This window comes from Phaeobacter inhibens DSM 16374 (assembly GCF_000473105.1).
Taxonomy (GTDB): Bacteria; Pseudomonadota; Alphaproteobacteria; order Rhodobacterales; family Rhodobacteraceae; genus Phaeobacter; species Phaeobacter inhibens.
The window spans coordinates 2,578,269-2,603,097 of sequence record NZ_KI421498.1; the positions used below are offsets into that span (position 1 = coordinate 2,578,269).

Annotated in this window: 30 protein-coding genes; 19 read left to right on the forward strand and 11 right to left on the reverse strand. The window is 57.3% G+C overall.

The genetic code is table 11. The features are described from left to right. Nucleotides 1–7 precede the first annotated feature (7 nt). The 5 genes from lptC to INHI_RS0116085 all read left to right on the forward strand — a co-directional run bounded on the left by lptC (nucleotide 8) and on the right by INHI_RS0116085 (nucleotide 3,278). Nucleotides 8–607 carry an LPS export ABC transporter periplasmic protein LptC gene (gene lptC, locus INHI_RS0116065; protein ID WP_027248286.1) on the forward strand — a complete coding sequence of 200 codons (600 nt, stop codon included), beginning with the start codon at nucleotides 8–10 and terminating at the stop codon, nucleotides 605–607. Between the two features lie 24 nt (nucleotides 608–631). Further along, entirely contained in the window at nucleotides 632–1,111 is a 480-nt protein-coding gene (locus INHI_RS0116070) for an LptA/OstA family protein (RefSeq protein ID WP_014881592.1), read from the forward strand. Beyond that, entirely contained in the window at nucleotides 1,111–1,869 is a 759-nt protein-coding gene (gene lptB / locus INHI_RS0116075; protein WP_014876481.1) for an LPS export ABC transporter ATP-binding protein, read from the forward strand. Before INHI_RS0116070 ends, lptB begins: the two co-directional genes overlap by 1 nt. Before the next feature lie 337 nt (nucleotides 1,870–2,206). Beyond that, nucleotides 2,207–2,770, forward strand: coding sequence for a ribosome hibernation-promoting factor, HPF/YfiA family (hpf, locus tag INHI_RS0116080; protein WP_014876480.1), 564 nt, complete (start codon nucleotides 2,207–2,209; stop codon nucleotides 2,768–2,770). Nucleotides 2,771–2,813: 43 nt separating this feature from the next. Then, a complete protein-coding gene (locus INHI_RS0116085; protein WP_014876479.1) occupies nucleotides 2,814–3,278 on the forward strand; it encodes a PTS sugar transporter subunit IIA in 465 nt (154 codons plus the stop codon). 21 nt (nucleotides 3,279–3,299) lie between these two features. Here the strand turns inward: INHI_RS0116085 and INHI_RS0116090 are convergent, their stop codons facing one another. From INHI_RS0116090 to fliK, 6 genes are all read right to left on the reverse strand, one after another. After that, nucleotides 3,300–4,730 (reverse strand): sulfotransferase family 2 domain-containing protein, encoded by a 1,431-nt coding sequence (locus tag INHI_RS0116090; protein ID WP_027248287.1) that lies wholly within the window; start codon nucleotides 4,728–4,730, stop codon nucleotides 3,300–3,302. A gap of 6 nt (nucleotides 4,731–4,736) precedes the next feature. Beyond that, complete coding sequence (locus INHI_RS0116095) at nucleotides 4,737–6,437, reverse strand: DUF5927 domain-containing protein (protein ID WP_014876477.1); 1,701 nt, start codon at nucleotides 6,435–6,437, stop codon at nucleotides 4,737–4,739. Then, complete coding sequence (locus INHI_RS0116100; protein ID WP_014881589.1) at nucleotides 6,434–7,420, reverse strand: glycosyltransferase family 2 protein; 987 nt, start codon at nucleotides 7,418–7,420, stop codon at nucleotides 6,434–6,436. The genes INHI_RS0116095 and INHI_RS0116100 overlap by 4 nt, the downstream gene beginning before the upstream one ends. Before the next feature lie 183 nt (nucleotides 7,421–7,603). Further along, nucleotides 7,604–8,491 (reverse strand): phosphotransferase family protein, encoded by an 888-nt coding sequence (locus INHI_RS0116105; protein ID WP_027248288.1) that lies wholly within the window; start codon nucleotides 8,489–8,491, stop codon nucleotides 7,604–7,606. 31 nt (nucleotides 8,492–8,522) lie between these two features. Further along, nucleotides 8,523–9,215, reverse strand: coding sequence for a flagellar hook capping FlgD N-terminal domain-containing protein (locus tag INHI_RS0116110; protein ID WP_014881587.1), 693 nt, complete (start codon nucleotides 9,213–9,215; stop codon nucleotides 8,523–8,525). Between the two features lie 4 nt (nucleotides 9,216–9,219). After that, nucleotides 9,220–10,812, reverse strand: a complete 1,593-nt coding sequence (fliK, locus tag INHI_RS0116115; RefSeq protein ID WP_254656896.1) for a flagellar hook-length control protein FliK — start codon at nucleotides 10,810–10,812, stop codon at nucleotides 9,220–9,222. Between the two features lie 236 nt (nucleotides 10,813–11,048). Here fliK and INHI_RS0116120 point away from each other — a divergent pair, with 236 nt between their 5' ends. The 5 genes from INHI_RS0116120 to flbT all read left to right on the forward strand — a co-directional run bounded on the left by INHI_RS0116120 (nucleotide 11,049) and on the right by flbT (nucleotide 13,572). Beyond that, nucleotides 11,049–11,339 (forward strand): rod-binding protein, encoded by a 291-nt coding sequence (locus INHI_RS0116120; RefSeq protein ID WP_027248290.1) that lies wholly within the window; start codon nucleotides 11,049–11,051, stop codon nucleotides 11,337–11,339. Further along, on the forward strand, nucleotides 11,332–11,691 hold the full coding sequence (gene flgN, locus INHI_RS0116125; protein WP_014876471.1) for a flagellar export chaperone FlgN: 360 nt from the start codon (nucleotides 11,332–11,334) through the stop codon (nucleotides 11,689–11,691). Before INHI_RS0116120 ends, flgN begins: the two co-directional genes overlap by 8 nt. A gap of 208 nt (nucleotides 11,692–11,899) precedes the next feature. Further along, nucleotides 11,900–12,712 (forward strand): flagellin N-terminal helical domain-containing protein, encoded by an 813-nt coding sequence (locus INHI_RS0116130; protein WP_014881585.1) that lies wholly within the window; start codon nucleotides 11,900–11,902, stop codon nucleotides 12,710–12,712. An 81-nt stretch (nucleotides 12,713–12,793) separates the two neighbouring features. Continuing rightward, entirely contained in the window at nucleotides 12,794–13,165 is a 372-nt protein-coding gene (gene flaF / locus INHI_RS0116135; protein ID WP_014876469.1) for a flagellar biosynthesis regulator FlaF, read from the forward strand. A 2-nt stretch (nucleotides 13,166–13,167) separates the two neighbouring features. After that, the gene (gene flbT / locus INHI_RS0116140) at nucleotides 13,168–13,572 is read left to right on the forward strand and encodes a flagellar biosynthesis repressor FlbT (RefSeq protein WP_014876468.1); all 405 of its coding nucleotides are present in this window, start codon (nucleotides 13,168–13,170) and stop codon (nucleotides 13,570–13,572) included. Between the two features lie 836 nt (nucleotides 13,573–14,408). Here the strand turns inward: flbT and INHI_RS0116145 are convergent. Further along, nucleotides 14,409–15,737 (reverse strand): FliI/YscN family ATPase, encoded by a 1,329-nt coding sequence (locus INHI_RS0116145; RefSeq protein ID WP_014876467.1) that lies wholly within the window; start codon nucleotides 15,735–15,737, stop codon nucleotides 14,409–14,411. 88 nt (nucleotides 15,738–15,825) lie between these two features. Here INHI_RS0116145 and INHI_RS0116150 point away from each other — a divergent pair, with 88 nt between their 5' ends. Genes INHI_RS0116150 through INHI_RS0116190 form a run of 9 tightly spaced genes read left to right on the forward strand, consistent with a single transcriptional unit; the run spans nucleotide 15,826 to nucleotide 20,398 of the window. Continuing rightward, entirely contained in the window at nucleotides 15,826–16,215 is a 390-nt protein-coding gene (locus INHI_RS0116150; RefSeq protein ID WP_014876466.1) for a FlgB family protein, read from the forward strand. A gap of 12 nt (nucleotides 16,216–16,227) precedes the next feature. Continuing rightward, on the forward strand, nucleotides 16,228–16,620 hold the full coding sequence (gene flgC, locus INHI_RS0116155; protein ID WP_014876465.1) for a flagellar basal body rod protein FlgC: 393 nt from the start codon (nucleotides 16,228–16,230) through the stop codon (nucleotides 16,618–16,620). Nucleotides 16,621–16,664: 44 nt separating this feature from the next. Beyond that, nucleotides 16,665–16,961, forward strand: a complete 297-nt coding sequence (gene fliE / locus INHI_RS0116160) for a flagellar hook-basal body complex protein FliE (protein WP_014876464.1) — start codon at nucleotides 16,665–16,667, stop codon at nucleotides 16,959–16,961. Between the two features lie 4 nt (nucleotides 16,962–16,965). Further along, nucleotides 16,966–17,238 carry a flagellar biosynthetic protein FliQ gene (locus tag INHI_RS0116165; RefSeq protein WP_014876463.1) on the forward strand — a complete coding sequence of 91 codons (273 nt, stop codon included), beginning with the start codon at nucleotides 16,966–16,968 and terminating at the stop codon, nucleotides 17,236–17,238. Next, entirely contained in the window at nucleotides 17,238–17,954 is a 717-nt protein-coding gene (locus INHI_RS0116170; RefSeq protein ID WP_014881584.1) for a flagellar hook-basal body complex protein, read from the forward strand. The genes INHI_RS0116165 and INHI_RS0116170 overlap by 1 nt, the downstream gene beginning before the upstream one ends. Before the next feature lie 10 nt (nucleotides 17,955–17,964). After that, nucleotides 17,965–18,750, forward strand: a complete 786-nt coding sequence (gene flgG / locus INHI_RS0116175; protein WP_014876461.1) for a flagellar basal-body rod protein FlgG — start codon at nucleotides 17,965–17,967, stop codon at nucleotides 18,748–18,750. Then, the gene (gene flgA, locus INHI_RS0116180) at nucleotides 18,750–19,166 is read left to right on the forward strand and encodes a flagellar basal body P-ring formation chaperone FlgA (protein WP_014881583.1); all 417 of its coding nucleotides are present in this window, start codon (nucleotides 18,750–18,752) and stop codon (nucleotides 19,164–19,166) included. The genes flgG and flgA overlap by 1 nt, the downstream gene beginning before the upstream one ends. Continuing rightward, nucleotides 19,166–19,906, forward strand: a complete 741-nt coding sequence (flgH, locus tag INHI_RS0116185; RefSeq protein ID WP_014876459.1) for a flagellar basal body L-ring protein FlgH — start codon at nucleotides 19,166–19,168, stop codon at nucleotides 19,904–19,906. Before flgA ends, flgH begins: the two co-directional genes overlap by 1 nt. A 9-nt stretch (nucleotides 19,907–19,915) precedes the next feature. Beyond that, nucleotides 19,916–20,398: a flagellar basal body-associated FliL family protein gene (locus INHI_RS0116190; RefSeq protein ID WP_027248291.1), complete on the forward strand. Its 483-nt coding sequence runs from the start codon at nucleotides 19,916–19,918 to the stop codon at nucleotides 20,396–20,398. A 76-nt stretch (nucleotides 20,399–20,474) separates the two neighbouring features. On the opposite strand, the gene INHI_RS0116195 is transcribed toward INHI_RS0116190, so the two are convergent. The 4 genes from INHI_RS0116195 to flhA are packed head-to-tail and all read right to left on the reverse strand — an operon-like array spanning nucleotide 20,475 to nucleotide 24,806. Then, the gene (locus INHI_RS0116195; protein ID WP_027248292.1) at nucleotides 20,475–20,876 is read right to left on the reverse strand and encodes a hypothetical protein; all 402 of its coding nucleotides are present in this window, start codon (nucleotides 20,874–20,876) and stop codon (nucleotides 20,475–20,477) included. Then, on the reverse strand, nucleotides 20,876–21,955 hold the full coding sequence (gene flhB, locus INHI_RS0116200) for a flagellar type III secretion system protein FlhB (RefSeq protein WP_014876456.1): 1,080 nt from the start codon (nucleotides 21,953–21,955) through the stop codon (nucleotides 20,876–20,878). Before flhB ends, INHI_RS0116195 begins: the two co-directional genes overlap by 1 nt. Next, nucleotides 21,952–22,731 carry a flagellar biosynthetic protein FliR gene (locus tag INHI_RS0116205; RefSeq protein WP_014876455.1) on the reverse strand — a complete coding sequence of 260 codons (780 nt, stop codon included), beginning with the start codon at nucleotides 22,729–22,731 and terminating at the stop codon, nucleotides 21,952–21,954. The genes flhB and INHI_RS0116205 overlap by 4 nt, the downstream gene beginning before the upstream one ends. Next, nucleotides 22,728–24,806, reverse strand: coding sequence for a flagellar biosynthesis protein FlhA (gene flhA / locus INHI_RS0116210; RefSeq protein WP_247656047.1), 2,079 nt, complete (start codon nucleotides 24,804–24,806; stop codon nucleotides 22,728–22,730). Before flhA ends, INHI_RS0116205 begins: the two co-directional genes overlap by 4 nt. Between the last annotated feature and the right edge of the window lie 23 nt (nucleotides 24,807–24,829).

Below are 24,829 nucleotides of genomic sequence, written 5' to 3' on the forward strand. Positions count from 1 at the left end.
AAGGACGATGGACGGCTATTCCCGCCTTGTGGCCTACCTGAAGGTCCTGCTGCCGCTGATGGCTCTGGCGTTGATGTCGACCATGTTCCTGATTTCGCGCGGCGTGAACACCGATGCAGTGATCCCTTTTGCGGAGCAGGATCTGGAAGACCGCACCCGTGGTCAGCAGATCACCGCGCCATTTTTCTCAGGCACCACGGCGCAGGGCGATGAAATCATGGTGACCGCTGCCCTCGCCCGCCCAGGCGGAGCAGATGCGCCGGCGACGGCTGTGAATCTTGAAGCTGAGATCAAGATGATCGGCGGCGGCCGTTTCCTGCTAAGTTCCGACACCGGCGCCTTGCGCCCGGATAAGGATATGGCAAACTTTCGCGGCGATGTTGAAATCCTGTCCAGCGATGGTTTGCGTGTCACGACTCAGGAATTGAATGCCGCGCTCAATGGTGTACGCGCTGACAGCCCCGGCCCGGTTCAGGCCAGCGGTGCCATAGGTGATCTGACCGCTGGTGCCATGCACATCGATACAAAAACCGAAAGCGGGGCGGTACATATGGTTTTCAACAAAGGGGTCAAGCTGCTATATGACCCGCAACAATCGGAAAGATAACCTGTGTTGTATCTGCGTGTTTTGATGTTCTGCCTGCCGGTCACCCTGTTTTCCACAGGGCTGTCGGCGCAATCTGCGTCCATTGCATTTGGCGCAGTCAAGGCAGACCCCTCCCAACCGGTTGAGGTCACCGCAGAAACACTGGATGTAAATCAGGCTGATGGCTCGGCACGGTTTATCGGTGATGTGGTGATTATTCAGGGTGTGATGCGCCTATCGGCAAATGACGTGCTGGTGATCTACAAGCAGGACGAAACCGGAAAGACTGGCGTGGAGCGGCTGGAAGCCTCCGGCAATGTGATCCTGGTCAATGGTCCCGACGCAGCTGAGGCCGACAAGGCAGAGTATACCATCGACTCTGGCACTGTTGTGATGACTGGCAATGTCCTGCTGAGCCAGTCAACAGGCACGTTGACCTCCAACCGTCTTGTGGTGGATCTGACCACCGGCACCGCAAGCCTGTCCGGTCGCGTCAAGACCATCCTTAACGGCGGCAGTGACTGATGGCAAAACCGGAACTGACAGTCACCAGCGGCAGCTCAGGCCTGCGCATTGAAAAATTGCGTAAATCCTACAGCAAGAAAGTGGTGATCCGCGACGTCTCCATGTCGCTGGACCGAGGCGAGGTGGTCGCCCTGCTTGGGCCCAACGGCTCGGGTAAGACCACCAGCTTCTACGCCATTGCTGGCCTCGTATTTCCGGAAGCAGGCTCTGTCACGATTGACGGGCAGAATGCCACCACCTTGCCAATGTATCGCCGTGCCCGCATGGGAATTGGCTATCTGCCGCAGGAGATGTCGATCTTCCGCGGCCTGTCGGTAGAAGACAATATCTCCTCCGTGCTGGATATTGCGGTAAAGCACGCTCACAAGCGGCGCGAGCGGCTGGAGGAGCTGCTGTCAGATTTTTCAATCGAGCATCTGCGCCGCGCGCCGGCTCTCGCATTGTCGGGTGGCGAGCGTCGCCGCGTCGAAATCGCCCGCTGCCTAGCTGCAGACCCTAAGTATCTGCTGCTGGATGAGCCCTTCGCCGGAGTGGATCCGATTTCTGTAGGCGACATTCGCCATCTGGTCGGCGATCTGAAAAAACGCGGTATCGGCGTGCTGATTACCGACCACAATGTCCGCGAAACACTGGAGATCGTGGACCGGGCATATATCCTGCACGACGGCAAGGTGCTGATGTCCGGCACCCCAGCAGAGGTGGTCGACAATGAGAACGTCCGCCGCGTTTATCTCGGTGACAATTTCCGAATTTCCTGATCTCACCAGCTGCAATCCCTGATGTGCTGCCTCCGCGTCCGATAGCCGCTTCTCTCGGGCGCCATCCGTCAACCCTATGACAACAGGTGGAAACCCGCTGCCTCCTCATATTTGGGTAACCGATTGACGCCGATTTGCATTGACTCTCCCGCCCGGTTGTCATCGAATTGACCCATGGCAAACCCGCAGTCCGATGCTGTCCTCGCTCCAGCCTTGTTACCAAGGCCCAGACGAATGCAATCGACTGTCTTGCCTAAATCCCACTTTCAAAACTGAACGATAGCAGGCGGGCTTGGCCCGAACTGGGTTTTGAAGGTCTATTTGTGAAGGAGATCACATGCGTTACCAAATCAGCGGAAAACAGATCGACATTGGCGAAGCGTTGCAGTCCCATGTGCAATCGGAGCTTGGAGCGGCGGTCGCGAAATATGCTGAACGCCCGACTGACGCCAATGTCGTCTTTTCGCGGTCTGCGCATGAATATGTTTGTGAAACGACCGTGCATCTGTCCACAGGTCTGACCGCGCAAGCAAAAGCGCATGCCACTGAAATTTATGCCGCATTCGAGGCCTGCTGTGAAAAAATGGAAAAACAGCTGCGCCGTTACAAACGCCGCCTGAAGGACCATCACCGCGACCGGAGCGAGCCGGTTGAACTCTCCGGCGCTAGCTCTTATATCCTCGCCTCTGAAGACGCCGGCACCGAGTCTGAACCAGAGTCATTGCAGCCAATCATCGTCGCCGAGATGGAAACGCAAATTCCGTCCCTCTCGGTTGGTGAGGCCGTGATGCAAATGGAACTGGCAGGCGCCCCGGTTCTGGTGTTTCGCAAGGAAGGCAAGGACGGCCTGAATGTCGTCTATCGTCGGGAAGACGGGAATATCGGGTGGATCGATCCGTAACCTGTCACGGCGTCTTACGTGAGTTGAGCGGAGCAATCGAAGTATGCAGATCTCTAACATCCTGAAGCCAGAGGCCGTTCGTGTCTTTGGCGCTGCATCCAGCAAAAAGCGTCTGTTTCAAGAGATTGCTGATGTTGCTCAACTCGCCTACGGGCTGCCCGCGCAACCAACGGTCGAGGCTTTGCTGGATCGCGAAAGCCTTGGCCCCACCGGAGTCGGGCACGGCGTTGCCCTGCCCCATGCCCGTCTTGATGGTCTGGACAAGGTGGTTGGTGTGTTTCTGGTGCTGGACACACCGCTGGAATTTGGCGCTGTGGACCGCCAGCCGATCGACATTGCGTTCGCGCTGTTTGCACCCGAAGATGCCGGTGTCGAGCACCTGAAGGCTCTCGCGCTGGTGTCGCGCACCCTGCGCGAGCAGAGTTTCTGCACGAAACTGCGGGCGAATCCCGATCCGGCAACGCTCCACACGATCCTGACAGAAGATCAGTCCGTTCAGGCGGCCTGATCCGGTCTGATCATCTGGCGATCAGGCGCCCCAATCTCCAAATCCAAACAACAGATAATCGCGCTGATACACCGACGCGATCTGCGCCTCCAGCTCAGCATCGTAGATGTCTGCCAGTTGGTAGGGATGGTCCATCTCTGGCGCATTGGGCAGAACACTCTCTGATTGCCCAAGCCAGCGGGCCAGGTCCGGCAGTGTGCGCGCCAAATCTGCTTCCCGCAGGATAAGATCCGGCGACTGGATGGTCGCGAACCCGGCAATTGTCTGCGCCTGCGTCGCCCAAGACGCATCAGTGCGGAACCCTGTCTGTCCCGAGAGATTAGCGCCAATCACCTCGACAAACCTCGTAAAGGCCAAGCGATGCTGGTCCCACGTGTACGCCCCATCTGCCGGATCTTTCGGCAAAGGTACCTTGAACTGGTTGCGCATCAGATTGCGGATCTGGCGCATCGATCCCGGCCCGGTGTCCAGAATACGAGTGCAGAAAACATGATGCAGGCGGGCTACAGGGTGGCGCAGCACGGTCAGGCTGCGGAATCTTGGATGACCCCGCTTCCACTGACGCAGCTGTTTCTGGTTCATCCCCGAGATCAACGCGTCACTGCCATCAGGTTCCTGCCGGGCCATCCAATTGCAGACAACATCCGTTGGCCCCCCGCTGATCGGCAGATACAACAATGGCAGCTGCTGACCGGCCACATACTCAGGGACCACTGGCCCGCGCCGTGGTTCAAAATTTGGGGTCCGGGACAGGTTGAAACGATCTAACCCCGCCATGGCGCGATCCAGCTCCTGCGGATTGGCGACTTTCTCTTCAAGCGAGGTGGGGTTTTGCGGTTTGAGGCTATCATCAAGCTGGTCCAGCCGGGCTCCAACGCCCAGCCATTTGGCCAACCCATTGAGCACCTCCAGATCCTGCAGATCCTCATAGGCGACATAAAAGGCCGTCTGCCCAGATTTCTGCAGCCGGTTTAGCAAGGTAACCTGAAAGTTCTGCAGCTCTGTCACATGCCGCGCGAACTCCTCTGCATTGATCGTTGCCAACCCCGTCTTGCGACGTTTCACGTTTGTCAATTTCCACTGACCAGTGCGCTTGGCAATCTGGTGGGAGACATAGCTTTCAGCCGGATTTCTGGTCAGGATAATCTTGGCGCACTGCGGATCGTCCAAGATCTGATCCAGCACGCGTGGATCGTGATCATGGAAATAGCGAAACCCGTTCAGCGCCCCCTCTGCCCTGCAAAAACGGTCCAGAAATCCCAGTGCATCGCCATCGCGCCGCTGCTGCGTCCACCCCAGTGTCGTCTCGCAGTTTGGGTAGCTGATAAAATGAGGGTTAAACGCCTCACCATGGCAGGTAACCCCCTCCAGTGCGTTCAGATTGGCTTCAAGAAAATTCGAGCCAGTGCGCATTTCAGCAAACACAACGAAGTAATCAAAGTTCTGAGGCATGGTTCGTTATTGTACCAGATAAGGTTTGCGCGGCGTTTTGGGCATGTTCAACGGCCCTTGTTCAGCCGGAAAATCGCCCATCAGATAGGGGTGCATCCCCTGGTTCTTGAGGTTTTGCAGAAACTGGCCAAAGCCCGCCAGATCCACCATTGTCGGCGCGGTATTCAAGTGGCGCTGCGCCTGCGCTCCAAATTCATCCAGAACGGTCTGTATCGGCTCCATCGGCGACTCTACAAATTCAGCCATCGACCAGATCCGCACCCGCGCCTTCACGTATTTGGAGCGGAGGATTTCAATATGTTTGGCCTCAATCTGCTGCAATCGCGCCGCCTCGCGCCGTAAGTCAGCGAAGTTCTTGTTGGACCGGAACAGCGGCACCGCCCAGGCACCGGAGATCACTGAGACCTGCGCATTGGGGTCGCGCGCCACCAGCCAGTTGATAGCTTGATTGTCCTGTGGCCCGAACTGAAAACACTGTCGCTCTCCGCGTGTGTTCCAGATCAGATTGGTCAGAAACCCCTTCGGATGGTAGTCGCGCAGCTTCGCACTGTCACTGAGACCACCGTTGATCAGCGTCTGGCGATCGGCAAATTCGACGCCATCAGCTGCAAACAGATGCCCGTGCACCTTGGCGCCCGTGACCTGGGTCAGCCATTCCTCAAAATTCTCGAACAGCTCAGCGAAACCCTGAAACATCGAATAAGGATTACAGGTAATGCCATTTTCCAACCCGTTGGCGGGAAGGCGGCTCTGCATATAGAGCCCCGGACGCCCGCGTGTCCGACGCTCAACCGCTTTGGCAAAAATCCGGTCAATTTTGCCAGGATTGGGTTCTCTGCTCTTCATCACATCCGGCCGGTCCCCCAGAAACGTCGCATAAAGCCGGTCCGCATGAGGCCAGATCTTGCGCGCAACAAAACAATCAGAACGGCGCAGCAGCTGCAGATGATCATCGTAGAAATTATGCGGTTTGCCCTGAAAATCGAACTTGGAAAGAGTGAGAGATCGACTTTCGATGTTACCGGAATAGAGCCGCGCAAGCGTCTGGTAGTAGCTTTCATCCGGGATCCAGACCTTGCGGAAATACCGGTCATATCGTGGTCGGTCCGGGTCGTCCAAAATTGCCGACAGGGTCTGCCGTGTCAGGCACCACCACTGGCTGCCCATATGCGGGACCAAGCCGTCGGGGATCTTGCGCCGGATACCCAACTTGCGTTGTAGCGAGACATATCTGTCGAAGAGATAGCGGCGTTTTTTCCAGGAGAAGGGAAAACGCAATGTAAAGCGTTCGACATCCAGCCCCCCGACAATCCACGGAACATCAGCGGTGGTGGCGCTTTCGATGAAATCCGTGCGCGGACGCGCGGCAAGGTAGTCCACCAGATCAGACACAGGACGCAGCGGCAGGCAGGACCCGGAGGCGAGGAAGACATGCCGCACCGATGGGTATGTCGCCAGCAACAGCTCCGAGGCAGACTGCGACGCCGCAACAATGCCCCAGGTGCCCCATTCGCAGCGATGTCGCCGCGAAAACCGCACCATCGGGTCACCGGAAAACGCAGCCTTGAACGCCGCATATGTCGCCTGGGGGACCTTTTTGTCGACATGCAGAACAACTGGGCACCCCCCTGCCACCCAATGCCGGGCAACCTGTTCTGCGCGGTCCAGTGCCGTGTGGACCAGCATCACGATGCCGACAGTGCTCATGCCCAATTTCCTTTGGACATCAGGCCCAGAATCTCCAGCTGGCGCCAGTTGATATATTTCTCACTCCACTTGCACCAAAGCTCGGGCTGATCTCCGGCAACCGCGGCATAGGCTTTGTATTCGGCGGATCCGGCATAATGCTGCCCGCGCAGCATCTCTTCCTCGGCTTTGGAGACAAAAGTGTGCAGAAACTTGGTGTGCAGGAGCGCACCACTGGCTTTCTCACCGCCGTCGGTTTCATAGACCTGATTCAGCCCCCGTGGCAGCAGGACATGGGTCGAGCTGACGTAGGCGTAGCGCCGATCCCATTTAACCAGGGGGATCTTGTTCAGGGCTGGCGCCTTCTTCGGCTGATCTGAGAAGAAAACCCGCGCCCGTGGTCCCCCTTGTATCCAGAGGTTGCCATAGGTCGGATTACGCTTGATCGAGTAGTTGCCGCTGTCAAACCAATTGGCGATCTCCAGCGGGTCCTGCCCGGCGTTGTAAGGCACGGCGTCCAGCTTGCCCTTCGGGTAAACATCGATCAGCATCGCGGAAAAACTGCGGATTGCCGAACTGTCCAGCCAATCCGTCAGGGCGCGCAGGGGTCGACTGTCGCAGAAAGGATATATGAACAGCTCATCCGGATCGACCACCAACACCCAGTGGCCATGGGCATAGCGCCGTTTCAGATGGTTCATCCAGTCGATGCCAAATCCCGCACGCTTGTAGCTCGCCACGGTATGCCAGACAGAGACATCCGGCATGCCACGCAGATACTCACGCGTGCCGTCCACCGATCCGTTGTCGACAATAAGGAAGTGATTGACGCCGAGTTTGCGATAGTAGTCGAGGAAATAGGGCAACCGGATCTGCTCATTGCGCAAGGTGGTTACCAGCAGGATATCACCCGGCCGAATGCGATCCGTCTGGTCCTGAACCGCTGACAACTCGCGGGACTTGCGCATGGCACGCAGGATGCGACGTTTCCGCCGCAGCCGCATGCGATAAGACTCCCAAAGACTCAAGACTGCTTCCATCCCCGGTTGCAAAGGCGCCATCTCGGACTGTCGTCAACCCGACTGCATCACCGCCAGCGACATTCCGCACAATATGCCATGTAAGCTATTTGGAAACAATGAATTTGGGATTGACGCTGTTGTTGCGAGATAGTGGTCCTGAGTGGGTCAGGCATGCTCCAGACAGGCCTCTAGTGCGGCCCGTTCCAAGCGATAGGCAAGGCTGTTCTGATCACCATCCCGTTCGTCCCGCCATTGGCAATAGGCGGTCATACGCCAGTGAAACCAGGGTTTCAACAATAGGTAGCGCTGGGTGATCTGCGCATCCGGATATGCCGCAAGGAACGTAGCCTCTTCTGCTCCTGTCAGGGGCGCACCGCGATAGACCTGCTGCATTGCGGGAGACAGAAACAGCGCAAGATCTTCAGCCGGATCTCCGATCTGTGGGCATTGCCAGTCGATCAGGGTCAGACACCCGCCGGAGGTTACGATATTTCCGGGCACAGGATCGCCGTGGATCAACACCTTGCGCCCCGCTGCGGGTATCTTCCTACCGGGCTCAAGCCGGTTCAGATCACCGGCATCGCCGCAATAAGCCAAAATGGACCGGGTCTGGTCTTTGATTTCCTCACTGCCGGACACACCTGCCGGCAAACTTGGTATCACTGGCTGTGCATGCAACCGGCCAAGCAGAGCCGCCACCTCTGCGGTGCCCGACGACCAGGTTACGCCCGGTGAATGCCGGTATGCCAACCAATCATGCCCCTCAAACTGGCCGGATGTCAGCAACTCTGGCACCAAAGCGGTGCCGTTCAGTGCCTGAAGCGTTGCGTATTCGCGTGCGGCATCATTGGCAAAGAGCGGATTGGCGTGACTGTCGCCATAGAGTTTCACCACAATCTCGCCCAAACGCCAGACACGGTTGGAGCGGCCCCCCAGGAGAGGCGAGGGCGTGGCATCGCTCACTCCGCAGTCTGACAGATACGCCAGAAAGCGGGCGATAAAATATGGCGACAGGTTTGGCAGGCCAGGCTCCGTGGTTTCGGCCCGTGTCACCCACGAGCCAGATCTCCGGTGCCCTTGTGCGTCAGACTGTAGGCGTCACAGGTTCGCGCAGCGCTGTCACCGATGATGCCAAGATCGCTGAGCCGCCTTCCAGGATCAAGGCCACTTCGTTGCCACGCATCTGAGTTTCTTTTACCCTTGTGTAGGTTTCAGCGGTGTCAGAGAGGACGACTTCACCGTTTTTCTGGCTCTCCAGCGTGAAGCTGTAGCTGCCTGGATCAAACGCATATCCGTCGTCATCAATACCCTGCCACTGATACGGTTCAGCTGAAACAGGCAGGCTGATTCGCTGCACCTCCTTACCGGTGTCATCCTTGACCACCAGATGCACAGTGTCGGCGATCTGGGCCGGGTTCGGCGAAACGGTCACAGGGTTGGTCCCATCGAAATAGGCGGGTGCCGCCGATCGGGTTTCCATACCCACCCAGCCGGACATGGCTGCCATGTTTGCCAGACCCAGCTGCGCTTGGATCCCTTCCAGAACCTCATTGCCCTGAACCTGTTGTTCAACCATCGAGAATTGCGCCAACTGCGCCGAATACTCTGTTGAATCAATAGGCTCCAGAGGATCCTGATACCGCGCCTGTGCGGTAAGCATCTTCAGAAAGGTCTCAAAATCGGAGGCGATCCCCGTGGTTTTCTTTGGCTCAGCCGAAGCGGTCGACGCCGCTTGCTGTTGTTGCGATGCCGAAGCACCCGATACAGTCGTCGTCATAATCTCAAATCCTCATATCAAGCCCAACCTCACCGAGGTTGAGTGATTGCGTCATCGGTTCTGCAGAAAGATCAGCCAGGTCCTCATCACCATGCCCAGTGGACCGGCCAGCCTGAGTATTCGCCTCACCGCGGCCGCCACTTTGATTCGAGGCTTCATCACCAGAGAACTGGAACGAAATATCCTCAAACCCCATCCGCTTAAACTCATCCGCCAGCTCATTGATATGGCGTCGCATCAAGTCACCGGTTTCAGCGCGCTCTGTCTGAATCATGACGCTGACTCCAGTCTCTGTGACGGAGACGCGCATATTCACGTGCCCCAGCTCTTTGGGATTCAGCGCCACATCGACGTTGCGCTCTCCCTTCATTGCCAGCGCTTCGGCCATCTGATTCGCGATCAAACGGGGCGTTTCAGGTTTGTGCACGGTCCCTGGGCTTACCGTTGCTTCTGTCAGCAGCTGTGACAGACCAGGCAGCTCAAGTCCGGCGCTGCCACCAGACGCGGCGCTGCTGCCCGCCTCCGCTGAGAGCGCTGGATCAATAGCAAACGCCGACGTAGATATTGGCATAGCGGCTGTAAGCGCCCCCGCACCCAGGCCAAAACTGGCAACCGAATATGTGCCCTTAGGCAGCATCGCTGCGGTTTGCGTCGGCGTGGGTGCGCGCATTTGTTCAACTTCTGCACGCCGCAATTCAAGTTTTTCGCGTACCGGCGAAGTCGCCCCGTCCAACGGAGACGGACTGGCCGTTGGGTTCGCCTGTTGCACCAGTTGGGTTTGCGCACTCACGGACGGTTTCGCAGCGTCTTTCACCGTCTCGGCTTGCGCTGCCGCTGTCTCCGAAGCGCTGGCGAATTTCACCTCCGGCTGAGAATTGGCGCCAGGGTTGGAGACGGCATCGGTTTGCACGATCCGACCTTTTGGCCCAGATGTTGTACCGTTTGCCTCGACCGTAGTTTGGCGCGCATCCACAGCGACATCACCTGCTGCCTTGGTCTCTACAGCTGCCGAATCGCTGCGCAGTCCCCGTGTTGACTGGCCTTCCGCGTCTTTGACCATCCGCTGCGGGACGCCGCCCGTTTCCGACAGCGCCTTTTGTGCGTTGGCAGGGGCGGTCTTAACCCCCTCGCTCTTCGCGTCTGACGGCAAACCGTCCTTTATAGTGATCTCGACATCGGAAGCAGCACTCGGCGCAACAGCAGGACCATCCGGCGAACCATCCGCAGGTGAGTTGCCTTCGGCCGTTGCCTTCACGCCCTCAACACTTGGGTGAGACAATGCGGCTGCCTGGCTTGCAGCTTTCTCCGCAGACGCACCATCGCGATGGCCTTTATCAATCCGCTTTTGCTCGGCGACATTGACATTCAGCTGCGCCGGAACCGCCAAAGCGTCCTGATCTGCCAGGACCCCCCCGGCGGTCGCCTGATCCAGCGGATCTTGCGGGTCCTCGCCGGTGGTCGGCTCGGCCTCACCATCATGTGTTGTTTGATTTGCCTTTTCCGACGCACCCGCTGAGGACGCCTGCTGCTCAGGAACCTCTTCCACCTGCGTTACGTCGGTTCCTGCGTCATCTGACGAATTTGCAGTCTCTGCCATAACCGCATCAAAGCTTGCGCCATTACGCGATTTTGCCGATTCGCCTTGCTGGATCTTCTCAGATCCCTGCGCCCCACCAGAGGTGGGGTTTGTAAGTGCGTTGATAAACATTGGCTTCCAGACATTCTATCTCGATGCCAGCACCATAACGCCAATCGGTTACGGCAATTTTAACCGATCATCCGCCAAAATAGAAAAAATCGAAGCAATTTCGACATCTCAGAACGAGGTACATCATGGAACCAATTGCTCAACTTACGGCGATGCGGCGTCCCGCTGCCATCACCCCGCCGCCACAAGATCCGCTGCGCAAGGCCGCACAGGAGCTTGAGGCGACCTTCCTTACAGAAATGTTGAAATCCGCCGGTCTTGGCGAAAGTCGCGAAACAATGGGCGGCGGCGCAGGCGAGGATCAGTTTTCCAGTTTCCTGGTGCGCGCGCAGGCAGAGCAAATCACCAAAGCGGGCGGCGTCGGCCTGGCAGAATCACTTTATCACGCATTGAAAGAGGCACAGGACAATGACTGAACAAACACCGCAACAGTTGATCGAAGAACTTGATGCTCTGCTGGATGCTGAGCGCGCGGCACTTGTAAGTGGCAATCTGCAAGAGCTAGAGCCGCTGCTTGCCAAAAAGGAAACAATCATAACCACACTGAATATGACCGCTGATCTGGAGCGTGAAGCTCTGGAACATGTTCAGGGCAAAGTGTCTCGCAATCAGGTTCTGCTGGACAGCGCCATGGAAGGTATCCGCGCGGTCGCTGCCCGAATGGCGGAATTGCGCCGTGTGCGCAAAGGGCTGGATGTCTATGACCAGTCGGGGCGCAAGACCCGCTTTTCAACCGGTGGCACTCCCAACCTGGAGAAACGCGCATAACTGGCCCAATTTAGGGAAAATTCTAGCAATGGAATTTCCGGCATTAGCACTCCTTTAGCACATAGTAGGCCAATGTCACTTTGCACCTTCAAGAGAGGGTGGCGCGGAAGCCGGACGGCGGAACGCATAGTCAGAAAGACGTCAGAGAGCGCCCTTCGGGGCAGGGAAACCAGAGGTCAAAACGCCTCTAATTAAAGGAATACATGCTATGTCCAGCATTCTGACTAACAATGGCGCAATGGTTGCACTGCAGACCCTGCAGTCCGTGAACAACAGCCTTGATGATACCCAGAGCCAGATTTCGACCGGTAAGCGCATCGGCTCGGCCAAAGACAACGCGGCGGTTTGGGCGATCTCCAAAACCATGGACTCCGACATTTCCGGCTACAAGTCGGTTCAGGAGTCTCTGGGCGTCGGTGAGGCAACTGTTGCTGTGGCTCTGTCCGGTGCCGAGCAGATTGTGGAAACTCTGACCGAGATGAAGCAGCTGGCGATTTCCGCAAACTCGGAAAACGTTGATCATGCTAAGATCCAAGACAGCATCGCCAAGAAAGCGGCACAGATCGAATCGATCATCGACTCCGCTGAATTCAACGGGGCCAACCTGCTTGATGACAACGTCACCACCTCGTTGACTGTTCTGGGTGGATTGGATCCATCTGCGGATACCATCACAGTGACGGCGATCGATTCTGAATCAAACATCAGTACTGCCGGTATCACCGCCATTACTGACGTTGCAACTGCTTCGACTGCTCTGACTGAGATCGAAACCATGCTTGGTAACGCGATCGATGCCGCAGCTCAGCTGGGTGCCGATTCCAACCGCCTGTCCGACCAGGGCATGTTTGTGTCGAAACTGTCTGACTCCCTGACAATGGGCGTCAGCACGATGACCGACACGAATATGGAAGAATCATCTGCGAGGCTGAAAGCGCTTCAAACCCAGCAGCAGCTGGCCGTGCAATCGCTGTCGATTGCAAACCAGGCGCCACAAACCCTGATGCAGCTGTTCCGTTAATAGCAGCTTGACCTGGGGCGCCACCGCGCGCCCCAGGTCCCCTATCGCAGAGAATCTGTAGATTACATGTTAGGATAACACGTGAATGCCCTTCTAAAGGCGAAGAGCGCCTATTCGGCGGCAAAGGCCCCGACTCGAACTGCAAAGAACCTCGAATACGAAGTCATCGCCCGCGTAACCCGTCGCATGGTCGCCGCAGCCCAAAAAGGTAAGCCAGGCTTTACCGAACTTGCCGCAGCACTGACCGACAATCGCAAACTATGGTCGATCTTTTCAGTCGAAGTTGCCAGTCCTGGAAACCCACTCCCGGACGAATTGAAAGCTCAGCTGCTCTCGCTTGGGGAATTCACCCATCAACACACCAGCAAAGTCCTGGCCCGCAAAGCGGATGTGCGACTTCTGGTAGAAATCAACACGGCCATCATGCGTGGCCTTCGCAGCGGAGCGTCCTGAATATGAGCGGATTGGTCCTGAAACTTGCCCCGAAAGAGCGGGTATTGGTGAACGGTGCAGTAATTGAAAACGGAGATCGGCGCAGTCGATTGTCGATCGTAACCCCGGATGCGAACATCCTGCGGCTGCGTGATGCCATCCACCCGGAAGAAGCAAATACGCCAGTACGACGCGTCTGCTACGCGGCCCAGTTGGTTCTATCTGGCGATGTCGATGGCGAGGAAGATCGTCTTCAGATGCTGCGCCGGATCGAGGAGCTTAGCCAAGTGTTCACAGATCCTGACAGCCGTGCATCACTGGCTGAGGCCACCGATGCCGTTCTCTCCGACAACCACTACCGATGCTTGAAAGCGCTGCGCACCTTGTTGCCACGCGAAGATCGACTGATGGCTGTACGCCCATCGTGAGTTCTCAGCCGATCGTGTCTTGGAAAGGCACTGTCGGCTGGAATTTCTCTGAGTAGAGGTGTTCTGGCCTGAGAATAGCTGTGTAACCTCATCTTACTTTGCATAAATTGGCGGGCTTTGGTCATCCAAACGATGATCTCGCATAGTATGCGCAGATGGGCCCACGACCCTGCACATTTCACACATCCGCTCCGTTATACGGGTGTTGAATCTGCTAATGCGCGTTGGACCCTACCCCTCAAAGCGCCCCATATCTCTGTCATCTGTGGTGTGCAGTAGGGCTCCTGGGTTAGAAAATAGCCGTTCAAACCAGATAGTGAATGCCGTAGGGCGATCGTCGCTCCTTCAGCGTCATGACTCCATCGATCCAGCCAAGATCACCAAAGTCGCCTATCTTTCTATTCCTGGAGCGCGGAGCAATTCAGCCCGAGTTAAACTCACTTAGGTAACGCCTCCTCCATGACATCAGCGCGCGAAAGATCTCCAGATCGGGAGAGCTATACGAAACCCCGTGTGCGAAATATACTGATCCCGCAAGACGTCCAGTCATCCGATCGTCCACTTACCTTCACGATGGGGCCATCCAGGAAAACAGCGCGGCCAATCTTAGGCTTTCGATGTGAGCGATACCAAGCGGTCGTCGGGTCGAGGCACCAGACCCTCAACACGATATCGACGGGTTCAGCCTGTACACCAGCAGAAACGACACATCTGTCAAACGCGCAACTCAGCGCACCCGCCGCTGTTGGATCCTCATTGCAATCCAGGCGCCCACACCACCTCGCTGAGCTGTGTTAAACGCGCACTACGTTCATCTAGCTACGCGTTGTATCAACTTACCGAATGGCCACGGCACGTCGCATCATCAGCATCAGGCGATTGAAGCTGCTTTGTACCCCTTCAGGATCTGACCTGCCGAAGAACGAATCCAACTCTGGCCAGAGCTTCACAGCCTGATCCAGCGTAACGTCATTGCCTTCGGAATAAAGGCCCGCGCGGATCATGACCTCTGATTGCTCATAAGCGCCGAGATATTTGCGGACATCCAGAATCGCTGAATTTTCATCCGCTGTTGCGGCCGCGGGCAGGCTTCTGGAGACCGACCGGGAAACATCCACAGCCGGGAACCGTCCTCGCTCCGCAATCTCACGGTTGAGCACGATATGCCCATCCAGAACGCCCCGTAGAATATCGGCAATCGGTTCATCCATGTCGGAACCTGCGACCAGCACGCTGAAAATCGCGGTGATATCGCCCTGGTCGCCACTGCCAGGTCCCGCACGCTCGCAGAGACCGGTAATCAGGGGTGTCACCGACGGCGGGTATCCACGCAGGGCCGGCGCTTCGCCAGATGAAACGGCGATCTCGCGATGCGCTTCGGCAAATCGGGTCACCGAATCTGCCAGAAACAGCACATTTTTTCCCTGATCTCGAAAATGCTCCGCCACAGCCATCGCCGACCAAGCACAGCGGCGGCGCACCAGCGCCGATTGGTCCGACGTAGCTGCGACGACAACTGCACGCTGCATCCCCTCATCGCCCAGGACGTCCTTTACGAAGTGGTTGACTTCACGTCCCCTCTCCCCGATCAGCGCGATGACGACGACATCAGCTTCCATATTCTGTGCCAATGTGGCCAACAGCGTAGATTTCCCCACACCTGACCCGGCAAAAAGACCGACGCGCTGCCCTTTTACGATCGGCAGAATCGTATTGAAAACCGCAAGACCGGTGGCGAGTCGTTCCCCCATCGGACGGCGTGAGGCGGCTTTTGGTGGCGCTGCCATCAGGTCCCGCGTTGCCTCGCCACGCATCATCGGCCGTCCGTCCAGAGGCGCACCGAAGGGATCAATCACGCGTCCGATCCAACTGTCAGCCGGGGCGAAATCCGGGGTTGGATGCAACAGGACGGCATCCCCGACAGCAACGCGATCCGGCGCTGTATCTGGTAACATGCTGACTTCGCTACCGGAAATTCGCATAACCTCACCTTCTAACGGGTCACTCCCCGCCCGACGAAGGATCAACCGATCCCCTATACGCGCCTGACCATTCAACCCCGATACCGTGATCGCTCCGCCTGAAATTTCCGACACGCGCCCCACGGCTGACGACAGTTTCTTGTTCGCCAAATCCTGGGTCAATGCGTTGATGGCTGAGATCATGTTCTGGTGTCTCCAACTGTTCCTGAAAACAATTTCTAAAGGAATCGGGGTTAAGCCTTGATTGAAATTGATCGAGGGAGAAGCCCCGGTGTTTAAAGAACTGAACGTCTTTAAGATTGCCTACTCAATGGCCACCCATGCAGGGAAGCGCCAGGCATTGGTGTCGCAGAACATCGCCAATGCCGATACGCCTGGCTATAATGCCAAGGACATCAAGCCTTTCAAAGAAGTCTATGCGCAAGGGCCCCGCGCTGGCGACATGATCGCCAGCCGCTCCAACCATTTGCACGGCGCATCCGGCAACGGCATGGACTGGGCCGTCACCGCAACGCGCGGCGGCGGCGATCCCAATGACAACACGGTCTCGATCGAAACCGAAATCCTGAAAGGGGTTGAGGTAAAGCGCCAACATGACCGTGCATTGGCGATCTACAAATCCTCGATGAACGTGCTGCGCAGCAGCCTTGGCCGGAACTGAGGAGATTAAATCATGAGCGAATTTTCCAAATCCCTCTCCGTCTCTGCAAGCGCATTGAAAGCCCAGGCAAGCCGCCTGCGTCATGTATCTGAGAATATTTCCAACGCAGATACCCCAGGGTATCGCCGCAAGACCGTCCCCTTTGAAGCGGTACGCGATCTGCGCTCCGACGTGGAAAAGGTGGAGGTCGGCCCTGTACGCCTAGATCGCTCCGATCTGGAGCAGGTTTTTGATCCCTCTCATCCGCTGGCTGACGAGAGCGGCCACTATGAAGGGTCGAATGTAGACCTGATGATCGAGATCGCCGATGCCCGCGAGGCACAGCGCAGCTACGAGGCCAACCTCAAGATGTTCGAACAGGGGCGGCAGATGTCGTCATCGCTGATGGACCTGTTGCGTAGATAACACCGAGATTTTCTGAAACATACTGACATACTTGGAGATCCAGAATGGATATTCGCAGTCTTTCCGCCACCACCGGCTACGCCGCCGCACGCCCCGCGACCAAGGTTGATCCGGAGCATATGCCAAGCAGTGCCGAGGCCAAGATCAAAGCCAGCTTTGAAGAATTTGCCGGCACCCTGCAGCAAAGCGAGCAGGTTTCGGTCACCGCAATGACAGGCAACGGCGACCCGCATGCACTGGTACAAGCATTGGCCCAGACGGAACTGGCGGTGGAAACCGCGGTGACCGTCCGTAACAAGGTGGTCGAAGCCTACCAGGAAATTCTGCGGATGCCGGTGTAAGCCCATGATGAGCGAAGGGCTTTTCTACGACACTCTACGCCAGGCCCTCTGGGCGTCGGTGATGATGTCGACACCGATTTTGCTGGTTGCGCTGGTTGTTGGCCTCGCCATCGGCCTGTTTCAGGCCCTGACATCAGTCCAGGAAATGACCCTGACCTTTGTACCTAAGCTTACCGCTATTCTTGTCGTTTTCTGGATGACCATGGGTTTCATGACGCAGACCTTGGTTGCCTTTTTTGATGGGCACGTTGTGCCGCTGATTTCAGGAGGTCTGTAATGGGAGACACCGGTTACACCACCTTGTCCCGCCAATCGGGTCTGATGCGCGAAATGCGCGTTGTCGCAAATAACATCGCCAACTCGGCCACCACCGGATACCGGGCCGAAGGCGTAATCTTTTCCGAGTTTATTCAGTCCGCTCCCGGTCAGGAATCCCTGTCGATGGGGCGGGCAAACATCCGCAACACCTCGATGGCACAGGGGGCCCTGACCCAATCGGGCGGTGATCTGGACCTTGCCATCGAAGGCGACGGGTATTTCATGGTCGAAACACCGATGGGTGAGCGGCTGACCCGTTCGGGCGCATTTTCCACCAACGCCCAAGGTGATCTGGTCACCATGGATGGCCACCGGGTTCTGGATGCCGGTCGGGCACCTGTGTTCATTCCAGGCGATGCCAAATCGATCAAATTCGGCGCCGACGGCACGCTGAGCGCAGATGGTCGGGCGCTCGGGCAAATCGGTATTTTCAAACCGGAAGAGAACTATCAGATGATCCGCGAAGACGGGGTCATGTTCCGCGTCGATGGCGAAATCGAAGACGCTGGCGACGCCCGCGTGCTCCAGGGCTTTCTGGAGGGATCAAACGTCAATGCCATCTCTCAGCTGGCGCGAATGGTCGAAATTCAGCGGGCTTATGAAATGGGCCAGAGCTTTCTTGAAACCGAAGACCAACGTGTCCGCAACGCCATCAAAAATCTGACGAAGTCATAGGAGTAAGCCCATGCGCGCCCTGAAGATCGCCGCAACCGGAATGACAGCGCAGCAGCTGCGCGTTGAGACGATTTCGAACAACCTCGCGAATATGAACACTACGGGCTACAACGCCCGGCGCGCAGAATTTGCGGATCTACATTATCAGCAGGTTACACGGGCCGGCACGGTAAATGCCTCCGACGGGACTGTACTGCCCACCGGTGTGCAGGTGGGCCTTGGCGTCCGTGCCTCGGCCATCTCCATTCATCTGGCGCAGGGGGCCCTGAGCCAGACGGGAAATGATCTGGACGTTGCCATCGACGGCAAAGGTTACCTTGAGGTCACGCTTCCCTCCGGACAGTCAGCCTATACCCGCGACGGTGCGCTGAAACGGTCGGCAGAAGGTCTGGTCGTCACCTCGGACGGTTTCACTGTCTCCCCGGATATCACCATCCCCAGCGACGCGCGTAATGTTTCGATCAATGCTGATGGTGAGGTCTACGCCTATTTTGACGAAACCGCCGAAGGGCAGTTGATGGGTCAGCTGACGCTGGCGGGGTTCGCCAACCCCAAAGGCCTGGAAGCCCTGGGCAGCAACCTCTTTGTGGAGACCGAAGCCTCCGGTGCGGCCACCGTCGCCTCTCCCGGTGAGAATGGTCTCGGCACCCTGCGTCAGGGCTATCTGGAGGCCAGTTCGGTGGATGCCGTCCGCGAAGTAACGGAACTGATCGAAGCCCAGCGCGGCTATGAAATGAACGCCAAAGTCATCTCTGCCGTCGATCAGATGATGGGCGCAACCACGCAGGTACGCTGATGAAACGGATCCTCGCCATTGTGATGCTATTCTGCGCCCAGCCCGCCTGGGCCGACATTCTGGTCCCGGTGCGAACCATCCGGGCCAAAGAAATCGTGACGGCCGAGGATCTGGTTCTGAAACAGGCCGAGGTGCTGGGCGCGATCTCCGATCCGTCTTTGGTAATTGGCCAAGAAGCCCGCGTGGCGCTCTATGCCGGGCGACCGATGCGCCCCGGCGATGTTGGCCCGCCCGCCATCGTCGAGCGTAACGATCTGGTCACCATTCGGTTCAAACGCGGCGGTCTGACCATTCTGGCCGAGGGCCGCTCGCTTGGTCGCGGCGCTGATGGCGAAGCAATCCGCGTCATGAACTTATCATCACGCACGACCATCAGCGGGCGTATCGCCGCAGATGGAACAGTTGAGGTAAACTGATGAAAAATAAAACTCTTTTGGCGAATACTGCCCTTGCAGCTATGGTCGCACTCAGCGCCTGCGGACGGCTGGACCATGTTGGCAAACCGCCGACTTTCAGCCCCGCAAATGAATCTCCTGAACATGTTGCTATGCTGTTTCAGGGCTTGCCTGTAAACACGCAAAACCAACGCCCGGTTGATCAGGCGTCACTGTGGAGCGGGTCACGGCAGTCTCTGCTAGGGGATCGCCGGGCTACCAAACAGGGTGACATCCTGACCGTCGTCATCGAAATCGACGAAGAGGCAGAAATCTCCAACGATACCAAGCGGTCGCGCTCCGGCTCCGAGAGTCTGGCGGTTCCGCAACTGCTCGGCCTACCCCAGCGGTTGGATCGGAAACTGCCCGAAGGGGCGTCAATGGCTGATGCCGTTGATATCGGCAGCAGCAGCAGCTCTGGCGGCAAAGGTTCTGTGAAGCGCAGTGAGAAACTGGAACTACGAGTCGCCGCAACAGTAGTGGATGTGCTGCCGAACGGAGTGCTGTCGATCAGCGGCACGCAAGAGCTGCGCGTCAACTTCGAGATGCGCGAATTGCTGGTGACAGGTTACGTACGACCTGACGATATCAGCCGCCAGAATGAGATCACCTATGACAAGATCGCCTCTGCGCGCGTCTCCTACGGTGGCCGTGGCCAGATCACAGATGTTCAACAACCCCGTTACGGCCAGCAGGTGCTGGACGTGATCCTGCCATTCTGAGGCCTGCATATGTTGTCAAAACTACTGCCCGTCATTCTGCTCCTTGTTGGGACCGCCGGTGGGATCGGCGCCGGTGTCATGCTGGCCCCTGCCCCGGAGGAGCACGCCGAGGAAATCGGCGAGCATGCCGAAGAAATCACCCCCGAACTGCCGGACGAAGAGGAGGAGCAGCGCGAGTACATCAAGATGGCGAATCAATTCGTCGTTCCTGTTGTCGAGCGTGAACAGCTGTCCTCTCTGGTGGTGATCTCTCTCAGCCTGGAAACCAAGGCCGGGATGAACGAGAAAATCCACGCCTATGAGCCAAAGCTGCGGGATGTCTTCCTGCAGGTGCTGTTCGATCACGCCAATATGGGCGGTTTTCGCGGTGCCTTCACCCGCTCCGACATGTTGACTCCGCTGCGAACTGCCTTGCGCGAAGCTGCGCAGAAGCAACTGGGCAAAGATATTTACGATGTCCTGATCGTTGAAATGTCGCGACAAGACGTCTGAAGCTCAACTCTACGCCATCAAAAAAGGCCGGTTCATCTGAACCGGCCTTTTTTGATGCAAATATGTTGCGCTTATCTCATTCCATATTCATCAGCCGGTTGTGCAGCTTTTGCGCCCTGTCTTTTTTTACTCTCTGGCGCTCCTGGGTCGCCATCGTCTCTACCGCGTGCTTGCGTCCGAACGCCTTGCGCAGATTGTCCATCGCACGCAGCTTTTGCGCGGTAATCTGCGCCAGCTCCATATTAAGTTGTCGGCGCGTGCGGCTGTGCCAGCCCTGCCATAGAAGATCCGCGCCAAGCGCTTTCATCGCATGGTCGGAGTTGGCTAGTTCGCGACTTTCCTTGATCTGCTGATCCAGTTTTGCCAGCTGACCACGCACCCGCGCCTCAGCATCCAAAACCGGTTTCACCTTGGCATGCTCTTGCAGGTACATGGCCTCTGTCACGTCTGCCATCTGGTCCAGCATCTTCTGCTTCATCACACCATCCCCTTGGCCCGCTGACGCATTTTCTCCGCAAAGCGGATGGCTGCAGCAACGGGCGCGTAATGCTCTTCGTGAATTTCCTGGCCGATATCGACCGCCGCATGCAATGCACGCGCGGTGGGCGGATCGCTGTGGATCGGAACCCCATTCTCATTGGCGACTTCGCGGATGACGGCCGCGACCTCATCGACACCCTTGGCTACGCATACAGGGGCCTGCCCCGGCGCGCGGTCCCACTTCAGCGCCACCGCGTAATGGGTCGGGTTGACGATCACAACATCGGCCTCGGCCACATCAGCAACCCCTTGGCCCATGGCGATTTCATGTGCCTTTTGGCGGCGTGCCCCCTTCAGATGCGGATCACCTTCTGCTTCCTTGCTTTCATCCATGATCTCCTGACGAGACATCATGTTCTTTCGATTGTGCTCCGCCTGCTGAAATGCCGCATCAATCACACCGATACCAAGCGCAATGATCAACGCCAGGATCAGGAATTCCAGCGCCAGCTGCGCCATCATCATCACAACAACAAACGCCCCGGTGGCCGATGAGGCAATCATATCCGGCAACCGATAATTGAGGTACACGCCCATACAGACCGAATAGAGTACCAGCTTGACCGTGCTTTTGAAAAACTCGAACAGCCCCGAACGCCCGAATTTGTTCTTAGCGTTGGAAATAATGGAAATTTTTGAGAGCTTTGGTTCCAGCTTGCTCGGAGCGAAGACCAGAGCGCGCTGTGCGATGATCGACAGCAGGACAGCGGCCATCGGCACAATAAATATTGGCAGGCTGGACGTGCCGACCGCCATAAATATGCCGCCAACCGGCACGGTTCCCGCGCCGCCGAAGAACAAATCGGCCAAACGGTCAGGTTGATCCAGGAATGACATCAATATCGTCCCCAGCTCTTCAACCACATCCGCACCCGACACATAGATCGCGATAATCAGGCCAAGATAAGATGCCGCCACATTGAGGTCCGTCGACTTCGGCACCTCGCCCTTCTTACGAGCTTTCTCAAGCTTCTGCGGTGTTGGTTCATATGACTTATCTGAATCATCGTCGCTCATGGCATGCCCTCCCCCGGATTGGCGAAGAAGCCCATCAGTGCCGTGCTCCAGATATCCAAAATCATCGGGCTGGCTACCATCAGAATTGCGAGACCTCCGAAGGTCACAACCGGGGCACCTACAAAGGCCACCATCAGCGCAGGCATCGCGCGGTTGATGACGCCCAGTGTCAGGTTATAGACCATCGAGCCGATCAGGAACGGTGCTGCGAGTGAAAAGCCCATCGCAAAACTGCGCGATACCCTGTGCACACCCCAGTCCGACAGCCCAGATGCGCTCGGAAACTCCCCCACCGGAAACATCATGTAGCTGTAGATCATGAATTCAGCCACCCGGATGTGCAGACCCAGCATCACGGCCAGCGCCAGGCCAGAGATCAGCAGGACCGCACCGATGGCTGGCATGGGTTCGGCGCCGATACCGCCAAGAACCTGCGCGAGTGAGGTCGACTGCGCGGCAATGGTACCGGCAATCTGAATGGCATGAACAAACATGCGGATCGCCATCCCCAGCGCCAGACCGACAACCGCTTCGCTGAGTGCGAGGCTGCCATAATGCAATGGGCTGGCCGGCGGCGGCAGTATCGGCAAGGCCGGCGCCACGATAAATGTAAACGCCAAGGAAATCGCCAGTTTGATCCGCGCCGGCACATATTTTTCGCCAAAAGCCGGCAACACTGAAACCATCGCCCCAATCCGCAGGAAGACGATGGCCCCATGCCAAAAGCCGGCGCCCAAAAGGGCGACCAGCTCAGGTGGCAGAAAGTCCAGATTCATGCGGGAACCATACCAACGAGCGCCGGTCTGGCTTCAAGCCCAATCTCCTCGAATGACAAGACCGGGTTGAGGATCCCACGCGATTTGAGGATTGTCCGCAGATATCGACGGCGCCGGGTCGAGGTTACAACCGCTGCAAATACGCCCTGTTCCGTAGTGGTGTTCAGCCGATCACTCAGACCTTCGGCCAGCCGGTTGAACTGTTCCGGAGGCAGCGCAATATCGACGGCACCGCCCTGGGCGTCGATCTGGTAGGTCGAGAATGTCTCCTCCCACTCAGGCGCCAGCTGGATCAGCGGTATGGTGCCATCTTCGCGTTTCATCTCACCAACCAACTGGAAGCCCAGCCGCTGGCGCACATGTTCGCAGATGATCTCCGGCTGCGGGGTATGCAGGCGGGCCTCGGCAATCGACTCAAGAATGAGAGGCATATTGCGGATTGATACCCGCTCCTCCAGCAACAGCCGCAGCACCGTGTGCAAGGTGTCGATCGGAACCTTGTCCGGAACCAGCTCATCCAGCAGCTTTCGATTGGCTTCGGCGCGGAACTCATCCGTCAGCTCCGTCATCTCATTCAACAGGCGGCGGAGGGATTTCAATGACAGCAAACGCGGGAAATTCTGTTTGATCACTTCCAAAAGATGCGTCGCCAAAATCTCTGGCGCCGTCACGATCGTCGCGCCCGAAAGCGCAGCATCTTCCTGCGCTTTTGAGGAAATCCAGCGCGCAGGGGCGCCATAGACCGGTTCGGTCACATCTGTCCCCGGCGGTAGGGCATCATGATTGTCGGGCATCAATGCCAGCACCATTTCAGGATGCAGAATACCACGCACTTGCTCCACGCCCTGAATCTTGATCACATAGGTGCCGGTCATCAGTTCCGGCTCATCCGTCAGGCGGATTTCCGGTAGGATCAGCCCGAATGTCGTGGCCACATGTGTTCGCATGTTGGCGATACGGGCATCCAGGCCGGTCCCCGCGTCCAGCACCATGCTCACCAGATCGGGCGCAAATTCCAGATGCAGGTCATCCAGATCGAGGATGTCACCAAGAGCCCGGTTTTCCTTCGGCTCCATGACCTCTTCAATCTGCTCTTCCATTTCCGCTTCTTCGCGGTCCTTCAGGTTTTTGCTCATCTTGTAGGCGGTGTAGCCCAGCACGGCAGCACCAGCCATGAACGGAATGAAAGGCAGGCCCGGGACCAAAGCAAACAGCGCCATGAGGATGGCCACAGTCGCCAAAGCAGCCGGGTGTTTGCCCAGCTGGTCTGCCAGCGCGATATCGGTAGACCCGGTGGCACCACCGCGCGCCAGGAGCAACGCTGCGGCGATGGAAATGATCACAGACGGAATTTGCGACACCAGACCATCGCCAACCGTCAGGATTGCATAAGTTTCAAACGCGGAGACAACCGGCATTCCATGGACCAATACGCCCATGATCAGACCCATGATCAGATTCAGCAAAGTGATCAACAGACCGGCAATCGCGTCGCCTTTCACGAATTTGGACGCCCCATCCAAGGAACCGAAGAACGTCGTCTCGCGCTGTTCCGTCTCGCGGCGGTCGCGCGCGGTTGCGTGGTCAATGGCACCAGCGGACATGTCGCTGTCGATGGCCAGCTGCTTACCCGGCATACCATCCAGGGCAAAGCGAGCGCCGACCTCGGCCATCCGTGCGGCGCCTTTGGTGATGACCATGAAGTTCACGATCAGCAGCACCCCAAACACCACGAGTCCCAGGAAAACGCTGCCCCCCATCACAAACTGGGCAAACCCTTCGATCACGCCGCCTGCCGCATCGGTACCGGTGTGTCCCTGACCGATGATCAGTTTTGTCGACGACACGTTGAGCGACAGGCGCAGCATCAGGGAGGCCAAAAGGATCGTCGGAAAAGACGAAAAATCCAGCGGTCGCTCGATAAACAGCGTGATGGTGAAGATCAGAATCGCCAGCCCAAAGGAGGTCGCCAGCCCGATGTCCAGCACCCATGCCGGCATCGGCAGGATCATCATCACGATGATCGCCATCAGCGCAATTGCCAGCAGAACGGTTGGGCTGAACAGTTTTTGCATATCAATGTTTGGCACGAAAATCA

Excerpts from the sequence above, each read along its gene's own strand:
- lptC (WP_027248286.1), top strand. The coding sequence starts at position 8 with ATGGACGGCTATTCCCGCCTTGTGGCCTACCTGAAGGTCCTGCTGCCG.
- INHI_RS0116070 (WP_014881592.1), top strand. The coding sequence starts at position 632 with ATGTTCTGCCTGCCGGTCACCCTGTTTTCCACAGGGCTGTCGGCGCAA.
- lptB (WP_014876481.1), top strand. The coding sequence starts at position 1,111 with ATGGCAAAACCGGAACTGACAGTCACCAGCGGCAGCTCAGGCCTGCGC.
- hpf (WP_014876480.1), top strand. The coding sequence starts at position 2,207 with ATGCGTTACCAAATCAGCGGAAAACAGATCGACATTGGCGAAGCGTTG.
- INHI_RS0116085 (WP_014876479.1), top strand. The coding sequence starts at position 2,814 with ATGCAGATCTCTAACATCCTGAAGCCAGAGGCCGTTCGTGTCTTTGGC.
- INHI_RS0116090 (WP_027248287.1), bottom strand. The coding sequence starts at position 4,730 with ATGCCTCAGAACTTTGATTACTTCGTTGTGTTTGCTGAAATGCGCACT.
- INHI_RS0116095 (WP_014876477.1), bottom strand. The coding sequence starts at position 6,437 with ATGAGCACTGTCGGCATCGTGATGCTGGTCCACACGGCACTGGACCGC.
- INHI_RS0116100 (WP_014881589.1), bottom strand. The coding sequence starts at position 7,420 with ATGCGGCTGCGGCGGAAACGTCGCATCCTGCGTGCCATGCGCAAGTCC.
- INHI_RS0116110 (WP_014881587.1), bottom strand. The coding sequence starts at position 9,215 with ATGACGACGACTGTATCGGGTGCTTCGGCATCGCAACAACAGCAAGCG.
- fliK (WP_254656896.1), bottom strand. The coding sequence starts at position 10,812 with ATGGCAGAGACTGCAAATTCGTCAGATGACGCAGGAACCGACGTAACG.
- INHI_RS0116120 (WP_027248290.1), top strand. The coding sequence starts at position 11,049 with ATGGAACCAATTGCTCAACTTACGGCGATGCGGCGTCCCGCTGCCATC.
- flgN (WP_014876471.1), top strand. The coding sequence starts at position 11,332 with ATGACTGAACAAACACCGCAACAGTTGATCGAAGAACTTGATGCTCTG.
- INHI_RS0116130 (WP_014881585.1), top strand. The coding sequence starts at position 11,900 with ATGTCCAGCATTCTGACTAACAATGGCGCAATGGTTGCACTGCAGACC.
- flbT (WP_014876468.1), top strand. The coding sequence starts at position 13,168 with ATGAGCGGATTGGTCCTGAAACTTGCCCCGAAAGAGCGGGTATTGGTG.
- INHI_RS0116145 (WP_014876467.1), bottom strand. The coding sequence starts at position 15,737 with ATGATCTCAGCCATCAACGCATTGACCCAGGATTTGGCGAACAAGAAA.
- flgC (WP_014876465.1), top strand. The coding sequence starts at position 16,228 with ATGAGCGAATTTTCCAAATCCCTCTCCGTCTCTGCAAGCGCATTGAAA.
- fliE (WP_014876464.1), top strand. The coding sequence starts at position 16,665 with ATGGATATTCGCAGTCTTTCCGCCACCACCGGCTACGCCGCCGCACGC.
- INHI_RS0116165 (WP_014876463.1), top strand. The coding sequence starts at position 16,966 with ATGATGAGCGAAGGGCTTTTCTACGACACTCTACGCCAGGCCCTCTGG.
- INHI_RS0116170 (WP_014881584.1), top strand. The coding sequence starts at position 17,238 with ATGGGAGACACCGGTTACACCACCTTGTCCCGCCAATCGGGTCTGATG.
- flgG (WP_014876461.1), top strand. The coding sequence starts at position 17,965 with ATGCGCGCCCTGAAGATCGCCGCAACCGGAATGACAGCGCAGCAGCTG.
- flgA (WP_014881583.1), top strand. The coding sequence starts at position 18,750 with ATGAAACGGATCCTCGCCATTGTGATGCTATTCTGCGCCCAGCCCGCC.
- flgH (WP_014876459.1), top strand. The coding sequence starts at position 19,166 with ATGAAAAATAAAACTCTTTTGGCGAATACTGCCCTTGCAGCTATGGTC.
- INHI_RS0116190 (WP_027248291.1), top strand. The coding sequence starts at position 19,916 with ATGTTGTCAAAACTACTGCCCGTCATTCTGCTCCTTGTTGGGACCGCC.
- INHI_RS0116195 (WP_027248292.1), bottom strand. The coding sequence starts at position 20,876 with ATGAAGCAGAAGATGCTGGACCAGATGGCAGACGTGACAGAGGCCATG.
- flhB (WP_014876456.1), bottom strand. The coding sequence starts at position 21,955 with ATGAGCGACGATGATTCAGATAAGTCATATGAACCAACACCGCAGAAG.
- INHI_RS0116205 (WP_014876455.1), bottom strand. The coding sequence starts at position 22,731 with ATGAATCTGGACTTTCTGCCACCTGAGCTGGTCGCCCTTTTGGGCGCC.
- flhA (WP_247656047.1), bottom strand. The coding sequence starts at position 24,806 with ATGCAAAAACTGTTCAGCCCAACCGTTCTGCTGGCAATTGCGCTGATG.